The 17,438-nt window shown below is 67.8% G+C and carries 18 protein-coding genes and 1 tRNA gene; 10 read left to right on the top strand and 9 right to left on the bottom strand.

What is annotated here, in order from left to right; translation table 11 throughout:
- Positions 1–2: 2 nt before the first annotated feature.
- Positions 3–515, top strand: coding sequence for a hypothetical protein (locus VBO01S_RS02840; RefSeq protein ID WP_062470172.1), 513 nt, complete (start codon positions 3–5; stop codon positions 513–515).
- 16 nt (positions 516–531) lie between these two features.
- On the opposite strand, the gene VBO01S_RS02835 is transcribed toward VBO01S_RS02840, so the two are convergent.
- Positions 532–762, bottom strand: coding sequence for a helix-turn-helix domain-containing protein (locus VBO01S_RS02835; RefSeq protein ID WP_062470169.1), 231 nt, complete (start codon positions 760–762; stop codon positions 532–534).
- Positions 763–832: 70 nt separating this feature from the next.
- On the opposite strand from VBO01S_RS02835, the gene VBO01S_RS02830 reads away from it, so the two are divergent.
- The 3 genes from VBO01S_RS02830 (at position 833) to VBO01S_RS02820 (ending at position 3,499) form a co-directional block, all read left to right on the top strand.
- Positions 833–1,558, top strand: a complete 726-nt coding sequence (locus VBO01S_RS02830; protein ID WP_082817952.1) for a helix-turn-helix domain-containing protein — start codon at positions 833–835, stop codon at positions 1,556–1,558.
- A 540-nt stretch (positions 1,559–2,098) separates the two neighbouring features.
- A complete protein-coding gene (locus tag VBO01S_RS02825; RefSeq protein WP_062470163.1) occupies positions 2,099–2,332 on the top strand; it encodes a hypothetical protein in 234 nt (77 codons plus the stop codon).
- A 102-nt stretch (positions 2,333–2,434) separates the two neighbouring features.
- Positions 2,435–3,499: an asparaginase gene (locus tag VBO01S_RS02820; protein ID WP_062470159.1), complete on the top strand. Its 1,065-nt coding sequence runs from the start codon at positions 2,435–2,437 to the stop codon at positions 3,497–3,499.
- Between the two features lie 15 nt (positions 3,500–3,514).
- Here the strand turns inward: VBO01S_RS02820 and VBO01S_RS02815 are convergent, their stop codons facing one another.
- A complete protein-coding gene (locus VBO01S_RS02815; RefSeq protein WP_062470156.1) occupies positions 3,515–4,417 on the bottom strand; it encodes a LysR family transcriptional regulator in 903 nt (300 codons plus the stop codon).
- A gap of 122 nt (positions 4,418–4,539) precedes the next feature.
- Between VBO01S_RS02815 and VBO01S_RS02810 the strand changes: the two genes are divergently transcribed.
- On the top strand, positions 4,540–5,247 hold the full coding sequence (locus VBO01S_RS02810; RefSeq protein WP_062470153.1) for a type 1 glutamine amidotransferase domain-containing protein: 708 nt from the start codon (positions 4,540–4,542) through the stop codon (positions 5,245–5,247).
- A gap of 14 nt (positions 5,248–5,261) precedes the next feature.
- Positions 5,262–6,119 carry a type 1 glutamine amidotransferase domain-containing protein gene (locus tag VBO01S_RS02805; protein WP_062470150.1) on the top strand — a complete coding sequence of 286 codons (858 nt, stop codon included), beginning with the start codon at positions 5,262–5,264 and terminating at the stop codon, positions 6,117–6,119.
- A 77-nt stretch (positions 6,120–6,196) separates the two neighbouring features.
- Here the strand turns inward: VBO01S_RS02805 and VBO01S_RS02800 are convergent.
- The 5 genes from VBO01S_RS02800 to tolB all read right to left on the bottom strand — a co-directional run bounded on the left by VBO01S_RS02800 (position 6,197) and on the right by tolB (position 9,846).
- Positions 6,197–6,272: transfer RNA gene (locus VBO01S_RS02800), tRNA-Lys, on the bottom strand.
- 51 nt (positions 6,273–6,323) lie between these two features.
- Positions 6,324–7,142, bottom strand: coding sequence for a tRNA threonylcarbamoyladenosine dehydratase (locus tag VBO01S_RS02795; RefSeq protein WP_235926844.1), 819 nt, complete (start codon positions 7,140–7,142; stop codon positions 6,324–6,326).
- A gap of 80 nt (positions 7,143–7,222) precedes the next feature.
- Positions 7,223–7,975: a tol-pal system protein YbgF gene (gene ybgF / locus VBO01S_RS02790; protein ID WP_062470144.1), complete on the bottom strand. Its 753-nt coding sequence runs from the start codon at positions 7,973–7,975 to the stop codon at positions 7,223–7,225.
- Positions 7,975–8,493, bottom strand: a complete 519-nt coding sequence (gene pal / locus VBO01S_RS02785; protein WP_062470142.1) for a peptidoglycan-associated lipoprotein Pal — start codon at positions 8,491–8,493, stop codon at positions 7,975–7,977. Before pal ends, ybgF begins: the two co-directional genes overlap by 1 nt.
- A gap of 36 nt (positions 8,494–8,529) precedes the next feature.
- Positions 8,530–9,846 (bottom strand): Tol-Pal system beta propeller repeat protein TolB, encoded by a 1,317-nt coding sequence (tolB, locus tag VBO01S_RS02780; RefSeq protein ID WP_082817951.1) that lies wholly within the window; start codon positions 9,844–9,846, stop codon positions 8,530–8,532.
- Positions 9,847–10,009: 163 nt separating this feature from the next.
- Between tolB and msbA the strand changes: the two genes are divergently transcribed.
- Complete coding sequence (gene msbA, locus VBO01S_RS02775; protein ID WP_062470135.1) at positions 10,010–11,794, top strand: lipid A export permease/ATP-binding protein MsbA; 1,785 nt, start codon at positions 10,010–10,012, stop codon at positions 11,792–11,794.
- A 6-nt stretch (positions 11,795–11,800) separates the two neighbouring features.
- Here msbA and VBO01S_RS02770 read toward each other — a convergent pair whose 3' ends face one another.
- The gene (locus tag VBO01S_RS02770; RefSeq protein WP_082817950.1) at positions 11,801–12,562 is read right to left on the bottom strand and encodes a GntR family transcriptional regulator; all 762 of its coding nucleotides are present in this window, start codon (positions 12,560–12,562) and stop codon (positions 11,801–11,803) included.
- Between the two features lie 100 nt (positions 12,563–12,662).
- On the opposite strand from VBO01S_RS02770, the gene VBO01S_RS02765 reads away from it, so the two are divergent.
- The 3 genes from VBO01S_RS02765 (at position 12,663) to VBO01S_RS02755 (ending at position 15,878) form a co-directional block, all read left to right on the top strand.
- Complete coding sequence (locus VBO01S_RS02765) at positions 12,663–13,445, top strand: SDR family oxidoreductase (protein ID WP_062470130.1); 783 nt, start codon at positions 12,663–12,665, stop codon at positions 13,443–13,445.
- A gap of 47 nt (positions 13,446–13,492) precedes the next feature.
- On the top strand, positions 13,493–14,425 hold the full coding sequence (gene kce, locus VBO01S_RS02760) for a 3,5-dioxohexanoate:acetyl-CoA acetone transferase (protein ID WP_062470127.1): 933 nt from the start codon (positions 13,493–13,495) through the stop codon (positions 14,423–14,425).
- Positions 14,426–14,546: 121 nt separating this feature from the next.
- The gene (locus tag VBO01S_RS02755; RefSeq protein WP_062470124.1) at positions 14,547–15,878 is read left to right on the top strand and encodes an MFS transporter; all 1,332 of its coding nucleotides are present in this window, start codon (positions 14,547–14,549) and stop codon (positions 15,876–15,878) included.
- Between the two features lie 33 nt (positions 15,879–15,911).
- Here the strand turns inward: VBO01S_RS02755 and rng are convergent, their stop codons facing one another.
- Positions 15,912–17,438, bottom strand: coding sequence for a ribonuclease G (rng, locus tag VBO01S_RS02750; RefSeq protein WP_062470121.1), 1,527 nt, complete (start codon positions 17,436–17,438; stop codon positions 15,912–15,914).

The raw sequence follows: 17,438 nt of genomic DNA, 5'->3' as shown, positions 1-17,438 counted from the left end.
GCATGCCTTCTTCGATCGAACTCGCCCGGGGCGATGAAAAACTCATCGCGGCCATCCACCGCAGCCGACGCCTGATCGGCCGCAAGGCCCTCATGGCCGCCGCCGCCAGCGCCATTCCACTGCCCGGCGTCGACTGGATGGCCGACGCGGCGCTGCTGTCGCGCCTCGTGCCGCAGATCAGTTCCGAGTTCGGCCTCTCCGTCACCCAGGTCGAAAAGCTCGCGCCGCACCAGCGCGAGCGCATCCAGAAGGCCGCGACCACGCTGGGCGCCCTGCTCGTGGGGCGGCTCGTCACGCGCGAGCTGCTGATGAAGCTGGCCCGGCACGCCGGCATCCGCCTCACCGCCAAGCAGGCCACCAAGTACGTGCCCATCGCCGGGCAGGTCGTGTCGGCCGCGCTCGGCTATGCCGCGCTGCGCGCGCTGGGCGAACAGCACATCAAGGACTGCGTGCGCGTGAGCACCACGCTGGCCCTGACGCCGCCCGAGCCCGCCGAACGGCTCAAGCCGGCCTGATCCGGCCACTTCCGGGTCAGTCGCCGGCTGGCGGCGGCCCGTAGTGCGGGGCCGGCCGCAGCGCCTCTTCCTTCATGCGCTGCTCGTAGGCGGCCAGCAGCGCGACGTAGTGGCGCGACATCACGTCGCTCACCCGCCCCAGCCCGATCTTGCTGACCGTGGGCTGCGGAATGCCCGTGCGTTCCTGGATCTGCTTTTGCGTCAATCCGAGCGCCCGCAGCGCCTGCACCAATTCGCGTGGCTTCATATCGATCCTCCCTTTTTTTCCTATTTTAGAGTCCAATACGAATATTCATCTGCGCTTGAATCTCCACCCCATGGAGACTATTGCTTCACGTGCCCTGGCCGCACGCAAATTCGCCAAGATGACGCAGAAGCAGGCCGAGGCCGCTTCGGGCGTCAAGCAGTCGAGCATCTCGAAGATCGAGCGTGGCGACACCAGCCGGTCGATGAGCGTGCTCGCCCTGGCACGCGCCTACCGCGCCGACCCCAACTGGCTCGACACCGGCGACGGCCCCGCCCCCTGGGACGAGGTGCAGATCCGCCTGGCACGCGACAACGCCCACGAGCCGCCCGGCCCCTACCGCGTCACCCGCATCGCGCCCGTCGGCCCGGCTTTCGCGCCCCAGACGCCCGGCACCGTGCCGCTGATCTCGTGGGAGCAGGCCGGCGAATGGCGCGGCGCCGAATCGCCGCCCCGGCCCACGCTGGCCGAACGATGGATTCCCTGCATCGCGCACCACAGCACCGGCACCTACGCACTGCGCGTGCGCGGCGACAGCATGACCTCGCCGCACGGGCACCTGAAGAGCTACCCGGCCGGATCGATCGTCTTCGTCGACCCGCAGCACACCACGCCCGACGATGGCGAGCGCGTGGTCGCCAAGCTGGACGACGACATCCGTGGCGAAGTCACCTTCAAGGTCTACAAGGAAGACGCGGGCCGCCGCTGGCTGCTGCCGCTGAACCCTGCGCACGAGGCCGTGCGCGTGCCCTTCACCGTGCTGGGCACCGTGATCGGCAAGTGGGAAGACGAAGACTGAAGGCCCAAAGGGCCTCTTTTCGCGAGGTCAGGTTGCGTACAGATTCGCCGGGCACAGTGAGGTTTCTCCCGGTGGCTTGCACCTCTGATCCTCCCTCCTCCAGCAAGTCACCTTCCAGCCCGCCCTCGTGCGGGCTGTTTTTTTGCCTGCACCGCTGCGCGCCGGGCCGAGGCTTTTGATGGGGTCGGTTCATTCTGGTATATAATTCGCGGTTGCCCGAAATCATCGGGCATTTGCCTGGCCAGGCAAGCTGAATCTCATACCAGCGCGTCGAAGTCATAGCGACGAGAAAAACAACAATGACTTCCGCAAACGAATCTTTGCCGTAGCGTGGACCGCGTAAGAGTTCACGACCACATTCCGACAAAAGCCCTCCTCGCGAGGGCTTTTTCATTTCTGCGCGCTGGCGCCCCCAAGGCGTCCGCCTTCCGTCAACCCCTCTTTTTTCCTACACGGTGTAACGGAATGCGACCTACGCAGTACCACGCGGGCCCAAGAGACGATTCGTTCACTGTCAGCACAGGGAACAAAGGGAATCACATGAGCCTCAGGGACATCCGCGAACGCTACGGCGTCAGCTTCGAAAGAGGAGCCCGCGTCATCTGCGGCGGCCGGCTCGGCACCGTCGCCGGCGCGAGCAGTTCGCACATCCGCATCAAGTTCGACGGGCGCCAGATCAGCAGCCCGTGCGATCCCCTGGAGGTTCAGCCCTGCCACGAAGGCGCCGTGAACCTCTCGCCGCAGACCACGCAAGACTGGCACGCCCCGGCGTAGCCCTGCCTGCGTGCCCGACGGGGCACATCTTCCTTGGCGTCCACGGTGTGGCGCAGCCGTCGCGTAGCATCGGCGCGCACCCTCACACCGCCAAGGAAACCCATGAAGACTCTGAAGAGGACACTCGCACTTGCGACGATCGGCCTGGCAGCCGTGGCCACGTCGGCGCAGGCACAGGCGCAGACCCGACCCGTCGTGCAGTTCATCGCCACGGGCGGCACCATCGCGATGAAGGTCGACCCTGTCACCAAGGGCGTGGTGCCCGCGATCTCGGGCGACGACCTGATGCAGACGGTGCCCGACGCCGGCAAGTACGCGACCATCGAGGTCAACAACTTCTCGGCCATGTCGTCCAACTACATCGAGGCGAAATGGTGGACGCGCCTGACCAAGGCCGTCGACGACGCGCTCGCGCGCCCCGAGGTGGCCGGCGTGGTCATCGCGCACGGCACCGACACCATGGAAGAAACGGCCTACTGGCTGGACCTGACCGTCAAGTCCGACAAGCCGGTGATCCTGATCGGCGCGCAGCGCAATGCCTCGTCGCCCGACTTCGACGGCCCGCGCAACCTGCTCAACGCCATCCGCATCGCCACCACGCCCGAGGCGCGCGGCAAGGGCGTGATGCTGGCGATGAACAACCAGATCAACGCGGCGCGCAACGTCACCAAGACGCACACCGCCAACGTCGAGACCTTCAATTCGGGCGACTTCGGTTTCCTGGGCGAGGTGTGGGATGACAAGGTCGTCTTCACCCGCGCGCCGCTGCGCCGCCAGCACATCGACATCGGCAGCGCCGAGATGCCGCGCGTGGAAATCGTCGCCATGTTCGGCGGCGCCGACGGCTCGCTGATGCGCTACGCCGTCGACCAGGGTGCCAAGGGCATCGTGGTGCAGGCGGTGGGCATGGGCAACATGAACGTCTCGATGTTCGAGGCGCTCAAGTACGCGCTGTCCAAGGGCGTGCCGGTGGTCGTCTCCACGCGCGTGCACAACGGCCGCACGCGCCCGGTCTACGGCTTCGTGGGCGGCGGCAAGACCAGCGACGAGGCCGGCGCCGTGATGGCGGGCGACCTGAGCCCGCAAAAGGCACGCCTGCTGCTCATGCTCCAGCTACAACGCGGCGTCACGAGCAAGGCCGAGCTGCAGGCCGCGTTCGACCGCTGAGCCCCGCGCACCGCGTCAGGCCGGCGCGCCGGCCAACGCATCGATCAGGGCGCGCGAGGCAGACGACAGCCGCCGGTGCGGCGCATAGATCACCGACACGGGCCGCGAGCGTCCACATGCCGGCGCCAGCACCTCCACCGCGCGGCCCTGCGCGAACAGCGGGCGCGCGATGAAGTCGTAGGTCTGGCAGATCCCGAGCCCGCTCAGCGCGAGCGCAACCACGCCCAGCACATCGTCCGACACCTGGAGGCTGCCGTGCGGCGTCCAGTCCACGTCGCGCCCGTCCTCCTGAAGAATCCACGGCGCCACGCGGCCGGTGCTGGGCATCACGAAAGGCAGGCAAGCGTGCTGCGCGAGGTCGCCGATGCGCGCCGGCATGCCTGCGCGCGCGATGTAGTCCGGCGCGGCCAGCAGGCACATCGGCGCGTCCTCGAGCTTGCGCCCGACCAGGCCGCTGTCGGGCAGCGGACCCATGCGGATCGCGAGGTCGTAGCCCTCGGCCACGAGGTCGACGTTGCGGTTGGTGATGTTCAGCTCGACGCGCACCTGCGGGTGGAGGGTGCAGAAAGGCTGCAACAGCGCCGGCAGCCGGTGATGGGCGTAGGTGGTGGGCACGCTCAGGCGCACGCTGCCCGTCAGCTCGTCGCCCTGCCCCTGCATCGCGCGCTCGGCATCGTCGATGAGCGCGAAGGCCGCACGCGACTGCTCCAGGTACAGCCGCCCGTGCTCGGTGAGGCTCAGGCGCCGCGTCGTGCGGCGCAGCAGCTGCACGCCCAGCCGCGCCTCCAGGCGCGTGATCGCGCGGCTGAGCACCGAGGGCGTCGTCGCCAGCGCCACGGCACCGGCCGTCATCGAGCCCTTCTCGACCACGGTGACGAAGGTTTCCACATCCCCGAGGTGATCGAATCGGCGGCTCATCTTGTCTCCTGAAGAACAAATGTTTTCCCGATTGGCCAGTTTATCGCCGAAGAGGCAATCAATACATTCGATCTCGAGGGCCGCAGGGCCCTGCCTCTTCACCTTTTCTCCAGGAGCTACAGATGACTTCCACCACCACCGCCCCGTCGATCCGCCCCGTCCTGATGGTGCTCACCAGCCATGGCACCAAGGGCGCCACCGGCGGTGAGCCGACGGGCTTCTACCTCGGCGAACTGACCCACCCGCTGGCCGAGCTCGAGGCGGCCGGCATTGCATTCGAACTCGCGTCCATCCAGGGCGGCGAACCGCCGGTCGATGGCCTGGACCTCGGCGATGCGGTCAATGCGCGCTACTGGAACGACAGCGGCTTTCGCGAGGCCCTGCGCCACACGCAGCGCCTGGGCGATGTCGACGTCTCGAAGTACAGCGCGATCTTCTTTGCCGGCGGACACGGCGCGATGTGGGACTTTCCGACGAGCCCCGACGCGGCGCGCGTGACCCGCGAGGTCTACAAAGCGGGCGGCGTGGTGGGCGCGGTGTGCCACGGCCCCGCGGCGCTGGTCAACGTGACGCTGGGCAACGGCGCCTACCTGGTCGCGGGCAAGAACCTCAGCGCCTTCACCGACGACGAAGAACGCGCCGTCGGCCTCGCGCAGACCGTGCCCTTCCTGCTCGCCACCACGCTCGTGCAACGCGGCGCGCACCACCATCCGGCGCCCGACTGGACGGCGCAGGTCGTGGTCGACGGCCGGCTCGTCACGGGGCAGAACCCGCAGTCGGCCGCGGGTGTCGGCGCGGCGATGCGCGAGCTGCTGCTGCGCCAGAACTGAAAGGAAAGACGTCCATGAACGCTCTTCACAAACTCGCCGCCGTCGCGACCCTCGGCCTGGCCGCTCTCGGCGCGCAGGCTGCCAACGTGCTGGTCGTGCTCTCGGATGCCGACCACCTCGACCTGAAGGACGGCAAGGTCTTCGCCACCGGCTTCTATCTGAACGAACTGATGCAGCCGGTGAAGCTGCTGCTCGACGCCGGCCACCAGCTGACCTTCGCCACGCCGCTGGGCAACGCGCCCACCGTGGACGCATCGTCGGTCGACAAGATGTATTTCGATGGCGACGAAGCCGCCCTCAAACAGCACAAGGCGCTGCTCGACAAATTGAAGCTCACCTCGCGCAAGGACTCGCCGGTGATCAGCCTGTCGCGCGTGGCGCAGATCGGCTACGCCCGCTTCGACGCCGTCTATGTGCCGGGCGGCCATGCGCCCATGCAGGACCTGCTGACCAGCCCCGCGCTGGGCCGGCTGCTCGCGGACTTTCATGCGCGCCACAAGACCACGGCCCTCGTGTGCCACGGCCCGATCGCACTGCTCTCGACCTTGCCCGATGCACAGGGCTTCACCAACCGGCTCGCGGCGGGCGGCACGGTCGAGCAACGCCCCGACTGGATCTACGCCGGCTACCGCATGACCGTGATCAGCAACCAGGAAGAGGAGCTTGCCAAGGCGGCGCTGCAGGGCGGCACGATGAAGTTCTATCCGCAGACCGCGCTGCAGCAGGCCGGCGGCGCCTACAGCAGCAACCAGGCGCCGTTCACTCCGAACGTGGTGATGGACCGCGAACTCATCACCGGGCAGAACCCGGCATCGGCGCTCGGTGTGGGGCGCGAACTGCTCAAGCGGCTCAGGCAACAACCGGCGTCCTGACGCGGTCCTGGCGTCGAACCCAAGAAAAAAGCCAGCTGTCGGGTGACAGCTGGCTTTTCATGTTTCGCATGGCTCGGTGGTAGGACGTACTGGATTCGAACCAGTGACCAACGGATTAAAAGTCCGCTGCTCTACCAACTGAGCTAACGTCCCGGAACCATTTTTCTTGCTTCTTGCCGACGTTGAATCCAGCAAAGCCTTGGATTATAGCGTGGTGTTTCTCGCAATTTCGTCGAGCACCCACCCTGCCGCACATTGACCGAAGGTGGCGGTCACGCTGACCACCGATCCGTAGCCGTGGCAGTTGAGCGAACCGTCGCCCGCATCGATCTGGCAGGACGCATCGGGCGGTGCCACGCTCTCGCGGCTGAACACGCAGGCCAGGCCGATCTTGCGGCCTTCGCGCGGCGCGCCGTGCAGCTTGCGCAGCCGCTGGCGAAGCTGGGCCAGCAACGGGTCGTGGGTGACGAGCGACAGGTCGTCGATGTCGACCTTGTGCGCCTGCCGCTTGCCGCCCGCCGCACCGACCGTGATGAACGCGGTGCTGCGCGACACCGTGCGTGCCCAGGCGGCCATGGCGAGCTTGGCCTTCACCTGGTCGCAGGCATCGATGACCGCGTGCACCGGCCCGTGGGCGGCCTGTGCGGTCTCGAGCAGCGACGCCCAGTTGTCGGGCTCGACGAACTCGTCGATGGCGAGCACCTGGCAGTCGGGGTTGATCTGCGCGATGCGCTCGCGCATGGCCTCGACCTTGGCCTGCCCGACGGTCGAGTCGAGCGCGTGGATCTGGCGGTTGATGTTCGACTCCGACACATGGTCGAGGTCGATGAGCGTCAGGCGCCCCACCCCGCTGCGCGCCAATGCCTCCACCGCCCACGAGCCCACACCGCCGATGCCGACGACCAGCACATGCGCGTGGCGGATGCGCGCGGCACCGGCCACGCCGTACAGGCGCTCGAGGCCGCCGAAGCGGCGCGCAAAGTCAGGCGCCGCGGTGTCGGTGAGGACATCCGCGGCGGCCATGGGGAGGGACGAGGCTTCTTCAGCCGAAGGCGTCATCGAAGCACTCTCAAGCGGAACACTCCGCCGAAACGGTCATTGCGTCAACGCAGGCGCGACAGGCGCTCGCGGCCAGCCTGTGCGGCTTCCGATTGCGGGTAGGCCTTGGTCAGGTCTTCCAGCGTGCGGCGTGCGGCGCGCGTGTCCTTCAGTTCGATCTGGCAGTTCGCGATCGACAGCACGGCTTCGGGCGCCTTGGCGTGGTCGGGCGCGAGCGAGAGCATCGAGCGGAAATTGGCGATGGCTTCGTTGTAGTTGCGCGTGGCGTACTGCGCATTGCCGAGCCAGAACAGCGCGGACGCGTTGTAGCCGCTTTGCGGGTAGCGCTTCACGAACTCGGCGAAGGCGGTCTGGGCCTGCGCGAACTGGCCCGAGCGGAAGACGCCCAGGGCGGCTTCGAAGTCGGCCTTTTCCTTCGGATCGGCGTTGAACTCGCGGCCGTCGATCGAGACCTTGGAAGGCTCGTTCTGCTTGAGCTTGTCGTCGATCGTGGTCTGGCGCGACTGCATTTCGCTCAGCGTGCGCGTGAGCTGCTCGTTCTGGCCGGTCATGCGTGCCAGCTCGCCGCGCATCTGCTCGATCTGGCTTTGCAGGTCGAGCAGGCTGCGGCGCAGCTGGCCGTTCTCGTCGGCCAGGCGCTGGTCGGTCTGCTGGCGCATGGCTTCGACGCGCTGGCGCAGGTCGAGGATGGCGCGGCGCGCCTCGTCGTCCTCGAACAGCGCCGCCTGCGAGCCGGCCGACGCGCAGAACAAGGCGGCGGCGAGGGCCGCGCCTCGCCACAGGGCACGTGGCTGCATCACCGGGTGTAGCGGATTTCAGCGCGGCGGTTCTGCGCCCACACTTCTTCACCCGAGCCTTGGGCCGCGGGCTTTTCCTTGCCGAAGCTCACGGCTTCGATCTGGCTGTCGTTCACGCCCAGCAGCGTGAGCGCACGGCGCACGGCTTCGGAACGCTTCTGGCCGAGGGCCAGGTTGTACTCGCGGCCGCCGCGCTCGTCGGTGTGACCTTCGATCGAGATGCGACGTTGCGTGGCGCCCTTGAGGAAGCGCGCGTGGCCGTCGATCACCGACTGGAACTCGGGCTTGACCGTGTAGCTGTCGTAGTCGAAGTACACGATGCGTGCCACGCCGACCGGACCTTGCGCCGTGTTGGCGTTCGGGTCGATGGTCACCGGGGCCACGGCGGTTGCGCCGCCTTGCTGGCCGCCGGCCGTGCCGCTGCGGTCGGTGACCGGCGTTTCGTTGAGCTTGGTGCCCGACGAGCAACCGGCGATGAGCGCCACGATGGCGAGCGAATAGATCGTACGTTTCAACATTTGCGAACTCCTCAAGTAAATTTATCTGGTCAATGCTTATTGCTTTTGAAACGGACCCCAGTCCGGTTCACGGATGTCTCCCGCCTGGCCCGCGAGGCGGGCCTTGATCTTTCCGTCCAGCGTGGTCGTCATGAGCGCCTCGCGGCCTTGCAGGTGCGTGGCATAGACGATCAGCTTGCTGTTGGGTGCGAAGCTCGGGCTCTCGTCGGCCGTGGTGTCGGTGATCGCGGCGACATTGCCGCTGGCCAACTCCATCACGTGGAGTTTGAACGCACCGCCGACCCGCGAGATGTAGGCCAACCACCGGCCATCGCCGCTGACAGATGGAGAAATGTTGTAGGTGCCGCTGAAGGTGACCCGCGTCGGGTTGCCACCGCCGGCGCTCATCTTGTAGATCTGGGGCGCGCCGCCGCGGTCGCTCACGAAGTAGATCGTGCTGCCGTCGGCCGAGTACACGGGCTCGGTGTCGATGCTCGAACTCTGGGTCAGGCGGCGCGGTTCGCCGCCGCTGGCCGGGATGGTGTACAGCTGCGAACCGCCGTCGCGGCTGAGCGTGACGGCCAGCGAGCCGCCGTCGGGTGCCCAGGCCGGGGCGCTGTTGGAGCCCTTGAAGTTGGCGAGCAGCCGGCGCTGGCCGCTGGCCACGTTGTGCACGTAGACCACCGGCTTGCGCGACTCGAAGGACACATACGCCAGCTGCTGGCCGTTGGACGACCAGCAGGGCGAGATGATCGGCTCGGGGCTGGCGAGCGCCGCCTGCGCGTTCTCGCCGTCGGCGTCGGCCACCCACAGCGAGTAGCGGCTGCCGCCCTTGGTGACGTAGGCGATGCGGGTCGAGAAGATGCCCTTCTCGCCGGTCAGCTTCTCGTACACGTAGTCGGCGATGCGGTGGGCTGCCAGGCGCAGGTCACCCTGCGGCACGGTGTAGCTCTGGCCGCCGAGGTCGCGGTCTTTCACGACGTCCCACAGGCGAAAGCGCACGTCGTAGCGGCCGTCGCCCAACCGGCTCACGCTGCCCACCACGAGCGAATCGGCGGTGCGCTGGCGCCACAGGGCGAGGTCGGGGCGCGAGGACTCGTCCAGCGCCTGGCCCGAGGCATCGACGCCGCGGAACTGGCCGCTGCGTTCGAGGTCGGCCTGGACGATGTCGGAAATCTTCTGGGGCGAGGCGTCCTGCCCCCGGAAAGGCACGAGCGCGATCGGCAACTGCGTCAGCCCCACGCCCGACACCTCGACCCGGAACTGGGCCATGGCGGGAAGCATGGGAGAGGCAGCAAGGGCCGCGATGAGGCTGCGGCGTGCAATCAACGATGAAGAAGGAGTTGGGGAAAGATCTGGCAACGGCTTGTTCATGCGGTTCGGAGAGGTTTCCGGGTAAAAAGTTTCTCCCCGGCGTTTCACGGGCCACATGTTACACACTGGGTTGAACCCGCCGTCACAAAACGTTTATCCGGCGAAATGGTCCTACAGCCCCTCAAAAAGGCGGTCGGAGCGGCCCCGTAAAATCCGCCGCCATATGCAAGCATCCCCCGGCAGCGAGAGCGCCCGCCCTCCCCTCATGCGCCGGCTGGCGCGACTCATGACCTGGTTCGGCAGTTCGCGCCAATGGTGGGCCGTGGGGCTGATCGGCGCCCTGCTGGCCGCACTCACAGAGCCGCTCATGGCCGCCCTGCTCAAGCCGCTGCTCGACCGGGGCTTCACGCGCGGCGAGATGCCGCTGTGGTTCATTCCGGCCGCCGTGCTGCTTCTGTTCGCCGTGCGCGGCATCGCGCAGTTCATTTCGCAGTACGCGCTCTCGCGCATCGCCAACGAAGGCATGCAGAAGCTGCGCCGCGTGCTGTTCGAACGGCTGCTCGGCGCCGAGCTGGCGCTGTTCGCGCGGCAGTCGGCCAGTGCGCTGTCGAACACCGTCGTGTACGAGGTGCAGACCGGCGCCATGCTGCTGGTGCAGGCGCTGCTCGGCCTGTCGCGCGACGGCTTCACGCTGATCGCGCTGCTGGGCTATCTGGTCTACCTGAACTGGAAGCTCACACTCATCGTCGCCTTCCTGGTGCCCAGCATCTCCTGGATCATGAAGGTGTTCTCCAAGCGCCTGTACAAGCTCACGCAGCAAGGCCAGCAGGCCACCGACGAGCTGGCCTACGTGGTCGAGGAAAACGTGCTGGCCCACCGCGTGGTGCGGCTGCACGGCGCGGAGCAGGCGCAGGAGCGCCGCTTCGAACAACTGAGCCAGCGCCTGAATCGCCTGGCCGTGAAATCGACCATCGCCCAGGCCGCCACCACGCCGCTGACGCAGATGATGGCCTCGCTGGCGCTGTCGGTGGTGGTGATGATCGCGCTGTGGCAAAGCGGCAAGCAGGGCTTCACGGTGGGCGGCTTCGTCGCCTACATCACGGCCATGCTGATGCTGATCGCACCGATCCGCCGCCTGGCCGAAGTGGCCGGGCCGATCACGCGCGGCCTCGCAGCGCTGGAGCGCGGCTTGATCCTCATCGACGAGGTGGCGCCCGAATCGCAGGGCAGCTTCAGCGTCGCGCACGCGCAAGGACACATCGAACTGCGCAACGTGCAGGTCAGCTACCGCGGCGACGACGAACAGCGCGCGCTCGACGGCGTGAACCTCGTCATCGAACCGGGCCAGGTGGTGGCCTTCGTCGGCCCCTCGGGCTCGGGCAAGACCACGCTGGTCAACCTGCTGCCGCGCTTCGTGCAGCCCAGCGGCGGCCAGGTGCTGCTCGACGGCCACGACACCAGCGAGTGGCAGCTCAAGAGCCTGCGCGCCCAGTTCGCGATGGTGAGCCAGGACGTGGTGATGCTCAACGACACGCTCGCCGCCAACGTGGCGCTGGGCGGCGACATCGACATCGCGCGCGTGCAGTCCTGCCTCGAAGCGGCCAACCTGAGCACGCACGTCGAGACCCTGCCGCAGGGCATCGAGACCGTGCTGGGCCACAACGCCACGCAGCTCTCGGGCGGCCAGCGCCAGCGGCTGGCGATTGCCCGCGCGCTGTACAAGAACGCGCCCGTGCTGCTGCTCGACGAAGCCACGTCGGCGCTGGACACCGAATCGGAACGGCTGGTGCAGGACGCCCTGCAGCGCCTGATGCAGGGCCGCACCACGCTGATCGTGGCGCACCGCCTGTCGACCATCCAGCATGCCGACCGCATCATCGTGATGGAGCAAGGCCGCATCGCCGAGCAAGGCAGCCACGAGCAGCTCATGGCGAGCGACGGGCTCTACGCGCGACTGCAGACGCTGGCGGTGCGCAGCGCGGCGCCGGGGCAGGACCCGACGCTCTGACGCCCCTCAGCGCGCGGTGCCTGCCGCGCTGCGCGCCTTCTTCGCCGCCGGTGCGGCGTTCTGCGGCGGCAGCGTGCCATCGGACACCAGCACGCCCGTCGACAGGATGAATTCCGCGGCGCTTTCGATGTCGCCCTGCAGCGCGGCACGGGCCTTGGCGCCGTCGCGGCGCTTCAGCGCGGCCAGCAGCGCCGCATGGTGCGACATCGCCACCTTGTCCCCCACGCGGCGCGAACCGGCCCGCAGGTCGTAGTTGAGGATGGGGCCGATGCGCAGCCACAGCGCCTCGATCATCTGCAGCAACACCGGCATGTCGGCCGCGGCGTAGACCGCGAAGTGGAACTCCTTGTTGAAGGTGACGAGCTTCGAACCGTCCGGGCTCGCTGCATTCATCTCGGCCGCGAACTCGTCGTGCCAGCGCGTGATGTCGCGCAGTGCCACCGCGCCCGGCGCCGAGGCCGCCACTTCCGTGGCCAGGCCCTCGAGGTTGGTGCGGATGGTGGTGATTTCCTTGAACTGCGCCGCCGTCATCCGGGGCACGCGCAAGGTGCGGCTGGGCGTGAGTTCGAGCGCCTGCTCGGCCACCAGACGCTGCATCGCCTCGCGCACCGGCATCACGCTCACGCCCAGCGCCTCGGCCGCGCTGCGCAATGAAATCTGCTCGCCCGGCATCATCTGCCCGCTCATCACGAGGTCGCGCAACTGGTCGTAGACGTTGGCGCTGAGCGTCTGGCGCTTCAGGGGGGTGACGAGATCGGTGAGGCTCATGCGTCGAAGTATATGGCCGGGGTATTCCCTATGAATTATCTGTGATCACAGATATACGATCCCCGTCATTCCAAAAATCGACCTCAAGGATCTCTTCAGCATGTGGAACAACAACTCCCTCGCCGGCCGGCGCGTGCTCGTCACCGCCGGTGCCAACGGCATCGGCCTGGACATCGTGCGCAACTTCGCGGCGGCGGGTGCCAAGGTCTTCGTCTGCGATGTGCAGGCTGCCAGCCTCGACCAGCTGGCGCGTGAACTGCCCGAGGTGGGCCGCTGCGTCGCCGACGTGTCGAACGAGGACGACGTGGCCCGCCTCTTCGAGGCCGTCGACCGCGAACTCGGCGGCCTCGACGTGCTGGTGAACAACGCCGGCGTGGCCGGCCCCACCGGCCCGGTCGAGACCGTCTCGCTCGCCGACTGGGAACGCACGATGGCCGTCAACGTCACCGGCCAGTTCCTCTGCGTGCGGCTGGCCGTGCCGCGGCTGCGCAAGGGCCGCCTGCCCGCCATCATCAACCTGTCCTCGGCCGCCGGGCACCTGGGCATGCCGGGGCGCTCGCCCTACTCCGCCTCGAAGTGGGCCGTCATCGGCTTCACGAAAACGCTGGCGCTCGAGCTCGGGGCCGACGGCATCCGCGTCAACGCGATCCTGCCGGGCGCGGTCGATGGTCCGCGCATCCGTGCAGTCATCGCCGCCAAGGCCGACGCACTGGGCAAGCCGCTCGACGAAGTGACGCGTGCCTACACCGCGCAGGCCGCGCTGGGCCGCATGGTGACGGCCACGGACATCGCGAACATGGTGCTGTTCGCCGCCAGCGACCTGGCCGCCAGCGTCACGGGCCAGGAGCTCGTGGTGGACGGCCACACGCAGGCACTGAGCTGATCCGCTCGCATTCCCTTTCCTTCCCTCTTCTTCTTTCCGGACACCTCATGGCCCAACGCCCCAAAGCCATCATCACCTGCGCCCCCACGGGCGCCATCCACACGCCCAGCATGTCGCCGCACCTTCCCGTGACGGCCGACGAGATTGCGCACGCGTCCATCGAAGCCGCCCGCGCCGGCGCCGCGATCCTGCACCTGCATGCGCGCGACCCGAAGGACGGCCGCCCGTCGCAGGACCCGGACCTGTTCCGCCCCTTCCTCTCGAAGATCAAGGCCGCGACCGATGCGGTGATCAACATCACGACCGGCGGCAGCCCGCACATGAGCGTCGAGGAGCGCATGCGCCCGGCCACCACCTTCAAGCCCGAGCTCGCGTCGCTCAACATGGGCTCGATGAACTTCGGCCTCTTTCCGATGCTGGAGCGCTTCAAGTCCTTCGAACATGAATGGGAGCGCGAGCACCTGGAGAACAGCCGCAACCTGATCTTCAAGAACACCTTCGCCGACATCGAGAACATCCTCAAGCTCGGCAACGCCAACGGCACGCGCTTCGAGTTCGAGTGCTACGACGTGAGCCACCTCAACAACCTGCGGCACTTCCTGGACCGCGGGCTGGTGCAGGCCCCGGTCTTCGTGCAGACGGTCTTCGGCATCCTGGGTGGCATCGGCGCCGACCCCGAAGACCTGATGCACATGCGCCGCACCGCCGCACGGCTGTTCGGCGACCGCTTCGAGTGGTCGATCCTCGGCACCGGCCGCAACCAGCTTCCGCTGGCCACCATCGGCGCGGCCATGGGCGCGCACGTGCGCGTCGGGCTCGAAGACTCGCTGTGGATCGGCCCGGGCCGACTCGCCGCATCGAGCGCCGAACAGGTGCTGCGCATCCGCGCCGTGCTGGAGGCGCTGAACATCGACATCGCGACACCCGCCGAGGCGCGCGAGATCCTCGGTCTCAAGGGCGCGGCGAACGTCGACTTCTAGCCCTGCGCCAGAACCACTGACCCGACTCGGCCCGGCCCATGACCGGGCCGCATCTGCACGCCCGCCGGCGCCCGCCGACGACCTTCCGCCAGAACACGACAGGACAGGAGAGAGACATCCCATGCAACACCCATCCATCCCCGCCACGCCGCCGGGCCTGCGCGCCCGCCAGGCCGTCGACGAGCAGGCCTCGCTCAATGCGCTGATCTTCCGCAAGCTCATGCCGCTGCTGGTGCTGGCCTATGTGATCAGCTTCATCGACCGCACCAACATCGCGCTGGCCAAGAGCCACATGGCCGTGGACATCGGCATCTCGGCAGCCGCCTACGGGCTGGGCGCCGGGCTGTTCTTCCTGAGCTACGCGCTGCTCGAAGTGCCCAGCAATCTGGTGATGCACCGCGTGGGCGCCCGCTGGTGGATCGCCCGCATCATGATCACCTGGGGCCTGCTGTCGGCCGGCATGGCCTTCGTCACGGGCGAGACCTCGTTCTACGTGATGCGCATCCTGCTCGGCGCGGCGGAAGCCGGCCTGTTCCCGGGCGTGATGCTGTACCTGAACTACTGGTTCGGCCGCAAGGACCGCGCACGCGCCACGGGCTACTTCCTGCTCGGCGTGTGCATCGCGAACATCCTCAGCGGCCCGGTCGGCGGCGCGCTGCTGCAGATGGACGGCCTGTGGGGCTGGCACGGCTGGCAATGGATGTTCGTGCTCGAAGGCCTGCCCGCCGTGGCGCTGGCCTTCGTGGTCTGGCGCAAGCTGCCTGACGGGCCTTCGAGTGCCAGCTGGCTCACGCGCCCGCAGGCGCAGGCCATCGAACGCCAGCTCGCTGCCGAACGCGCGGAAGACGTGGCCAACGGCCAGGTCGGCGAGTCGTTCCGCGCCTGCCTGGTCGACCGGCAGATCTGGCTGGCGATCTTTGTCTACTTCTGCCACCAGATCAGCATCTACACGGTGATCTTCTTTCTGCCGAGCATCATCGGCACCTACGGCAAGCTCTCGCCGCTGGAAATCGGCGCGCTCAACTCGCTGCCCTGGGTGGCCGCCGCCGTCGGCGCCATTGCGCTGCCCCGCCTCGCGGTCACGCCGCAACGCGGCCGGCGCCTGCTGCTGGTCGGGCTGGTCTCGATGGCGGTGGGCCTGCTGATCGCAGCCTTCGCAAGCCCGGCCGTCGCGCTGGCCGGCTTCTGCCTCACGGGCTCGATGTTCTTCGTGGTGCAGTCCGTGATCTTCCTGTTCGCGTCGTCACGGCTGGCCGGCGTGGCGCTGGCAGGTGGGCTGGCGCTCGTGAACACCTGCGGCCTCGTGGGCGGCTTCATCGGCCCCTCGGTGATGGGCTGGATCGAACAGAGCACGGGCAGCACGAAGAATGGGCTGCTGCTGATCGCCGGGATGCTGGTGGCCGCCGCGCTGGCCAGCGTCTGGATGCGGCAAGGCCAGGAGTCGAAGCGCTGACCCGTCGTTGCAACGGGCCGCGCGCTCCTGTCGTCAGAGCAGCACGATGTCGTACTGCCCCTGCCCGATCGCCGGCTCCGACTGCAGCGAGATCGGCTTGCCGATGAAGTCGCTCAGCCCCGCGAGGTGCTGGCTCTCTTCATCGAGGAACAGCTCGATGACCTGCGGCGACGAGACGATGCGGAACTCGCGCGGCGTGAACTGCCGCGCTTCGCGCAGGATCTCGCGCATGACGTCGTAGGCCACGCTGCGCGCGGTCTTCACGATGCCCTGCCCGCCGCAGGCCACGCAGGGCTCGCACAGCATGTGGGCCAGCGACTCGCGCGTGCGCTTGCGGGTCATCTCGACCAGGCCGAGCTGCGAGAAGCCGCCGGCCGTGGTCTTCACGCGGTCGCGCGCGAGCTGCTTGCGGAACTCGGCCAGCACCTGCTCGCGATGGTCGTCGCGCGCCATGTCGATGAAGTCGACGATGATGATTCCGCCCAGGTTGCGCAGGCGCAGCTGCCGCGCAATGGCCTGCGCGGCCTCCAGGTTGGTCTTGAAGATGGTGTCGTCGAAGTTGCGCGCACCGACGAAGCCGCCGGTGTTCACGTCGACGGTGGTCAGCGCCTCGGTCTGGTCGACCACGAGGTAGCCGCCCGATTTCAGGTCGACGCGCCGGCCCAGCGCTTTCGCGATTTCCTCGTCCACCGAATACAGGTCGAAGATCGGCCGCTCGCCCTTGTAGTGCTGCAGCTTGCCGGCCGCCTGCGGCATGAATTCGAGGCCGAACTTCAGCAGCACCTCGAACTGCTCGCGCGAGTCGATGCGGATGGTCTGCGTGTCTTCGCTCGTCATGTCGCGCAGCACGCGCTGCAGCAGGCTCAGGTCCTGGTGCAGCAGCGACATGGCCGGCATCCGGCTCGAGGCCTCGCGGATGCGCGTCCAGGTCTTGCGCAGGTAGGCGATGTCTTCGGCCAGTTCGGCGTCGGCGGCGTCTTCGCCGTTGGTGCGCAGGATGAAGCCGCCCGTGTTCACAGGCACCACGCCACCGCTCTCGGCGGCCGCGGCCGCCTCGATGAGCGCCAGCATGCGGTTGCGCAGCGACTCGCGCTGGTCGGGCGGGATCTTCTGCGACACGCCGATGTGGTTGTCCTGCGGCAGGAATACCAGCAGGCGTCCGGCGATGCTGATCTGCGTGGACAGCCGCGCGCCCTTGGTGCCGATCGGGTCCTTGATGACCTGCACCAGCAGCGACTGGCCTTCGAACACCTGCTTCTCGATAGGCACCATCGGCCCGCCGTTGCGGTGGTCGCGCTCGGGCGGCGCGGCGCTCGGGCGCGAGCCCGGCGTGAACGGCGAGACGATGTCGGCGACGTGCAGGAAGGCGGTGCGCTCCAGGCCGATGTCGATGAAGGCCGACTGCATGCCGGGCAGCACGCGCGAGACCTTGCCCAGGTAGATGTTGCCGACCAGCCCGCGCTCGAGCGTGCGCTCGACGTGCAGCTCTTGCACCGCGCCGTGCTCGACCAGCGCCACACGGGTCTCCTGCGGAGACCAGTTGATCAGGATGTCTTGCAT

Source organism: Variovorax boronicumulans NBRC 103145 (assembly GCF_001591345.1).
GTDB classification, from domain to species: Bacteria; Pseudomonadota; Gammaproteobacteria; order Burkholderiales; family Burkholderiaceae_C; genus Variovorax; species Variovorax boronicumulans.
This window is presented reverse-complemented; position numbering and strand designations above follow the sequence as displayed.

Excerpts from the sequence above, each read along its gene's own strand:
- VBO01S_RS02840 (WP_062470172.1), top strand. The coding sequence starts at position 3 with ATGCCTTCTTCGATCGAACTCGCCCGGGGCGATGAAAAACTCATCGCG.
- VBO01S_RS02835 (WP_062470169.1), bottom strand. The coding sequence starts at position 762 with ATGAAGCCACGCGAATTGGTGCAGGCGCTGCGGGCGCTCGGATTGACG.
- VBO01S_RS02830 (WP_082817952.1), top strand. The coding sequence starts at position 833 with ATGGAGACTATTGCTTCACGTGCCCTGGCCGCACGCAAATTCGCCAAG.
- VBO01S_RS02825 (WP_062470163.1), top strand. The coding sequence starts at position 2,099 with ATGAGCCTCAGGGACATCCGCGAACGCTACGGCGTCAGCTTCGAAAGA.
- VBO01S_RS02820 (WP_062470159.1), top strand. The coding sequence starts at position 2,435 with ATGAAGACTCTGAAGAGGACACTCGCACTTGCGACGATCGGCCTGGCA.
- VBO01S_RS02815 (WP_062470156.1), bottom strand. The coding sequence starts at position 4,417 with ATGAGCCGCCGATTCGATCACCTCGGGGATGTGGAAACCTTCGTCACC.
- VBO01S_RS02810 (WP_062470153.1), top strand. The coding sequence starts at position 4,540 with ATGACTTCCACCACCACCGCCCCGTCGATCCGCCCCGTCCTGATGGTG.
- VBO01S_RS02805 (WP_062470150.1), top strand. The coding sequence starts at position 5,262 with ATGAACGCTCTTCACAAACTCGCCGCCGTCGCGACCCTCGGCCTGGCC.
- VBO01S_RS02795 (WP_235926844.1), bottom strand. The coding sequence starts at position 7,142 with ATGGCCGCCGCGGATGTCCTCACCGACACCGCGGCGCCTGACTTTGCG.
- ybgF (WP_062470144.1), bottom strand. The coding sequence starts at position 7,975 with ATGCAGCCACGTGCCCTGTGGCGAGGCGCGGCCCTCGCCGCCGCCTTG.
- pal (WP_062470142.1), bottom strand. The coding sequence starts at position 8,493 with ATGTTGAAACGTACGATCTATTCGCTCGCCATCGTGGCGCTCATCGCC.
- tolB (WP_082817951.1), bottom strand. The coding sequence starts at position 9,846 with ATGAACAAGCCGTTGCCAGATCTTTCCCCAACTCCTTCTTCATCGTTG.
- msbA (WP_062470135.1), top strand. The coding sequence starts at position 10,010 with ATGCAAGCATCCCCCGGCAGCGAGAGCGCCCGCCCTCCCCTCATGCGC.
- VBO01S_RS02770 (WP_082817950.1), bottom strand. The coding sequence starts at position 12,562 with ATGAGCCTCACCGATCTCGTCACCCCCCTGAAGCGCCAGACGCTCAGC.
- VBO01S_RS02765 (WP_062470130.1), top strand. The coding sequence starts at position 12,663 with ATGTGGAACAACAACTCCCTCGCCGGCCGGCGCGTGCTCGTCACCGCC.
- kce (WP_062470127.1), top strand. The coding sequence starts at position 13,493 with ATGGCCCAACGCCCCAAAGCCATCATCACCTGCGCCCCCACGGGCGCC.
- VBO01S_RS02755 (WP_062470124.1), top strand. The coding sequence starts at position 14,547 with ATGCAACACCCATCCATCCCCGCCACGCCGCCGGGCCTGCGCGCCCGC.
- rng (WP_062470121.1), bottom strand. The coding sequence starts at position 17,438 with ATGCAAGACATCCTGATCAACTGGTCTCCGCAGGAGACCCGTGTGGCG.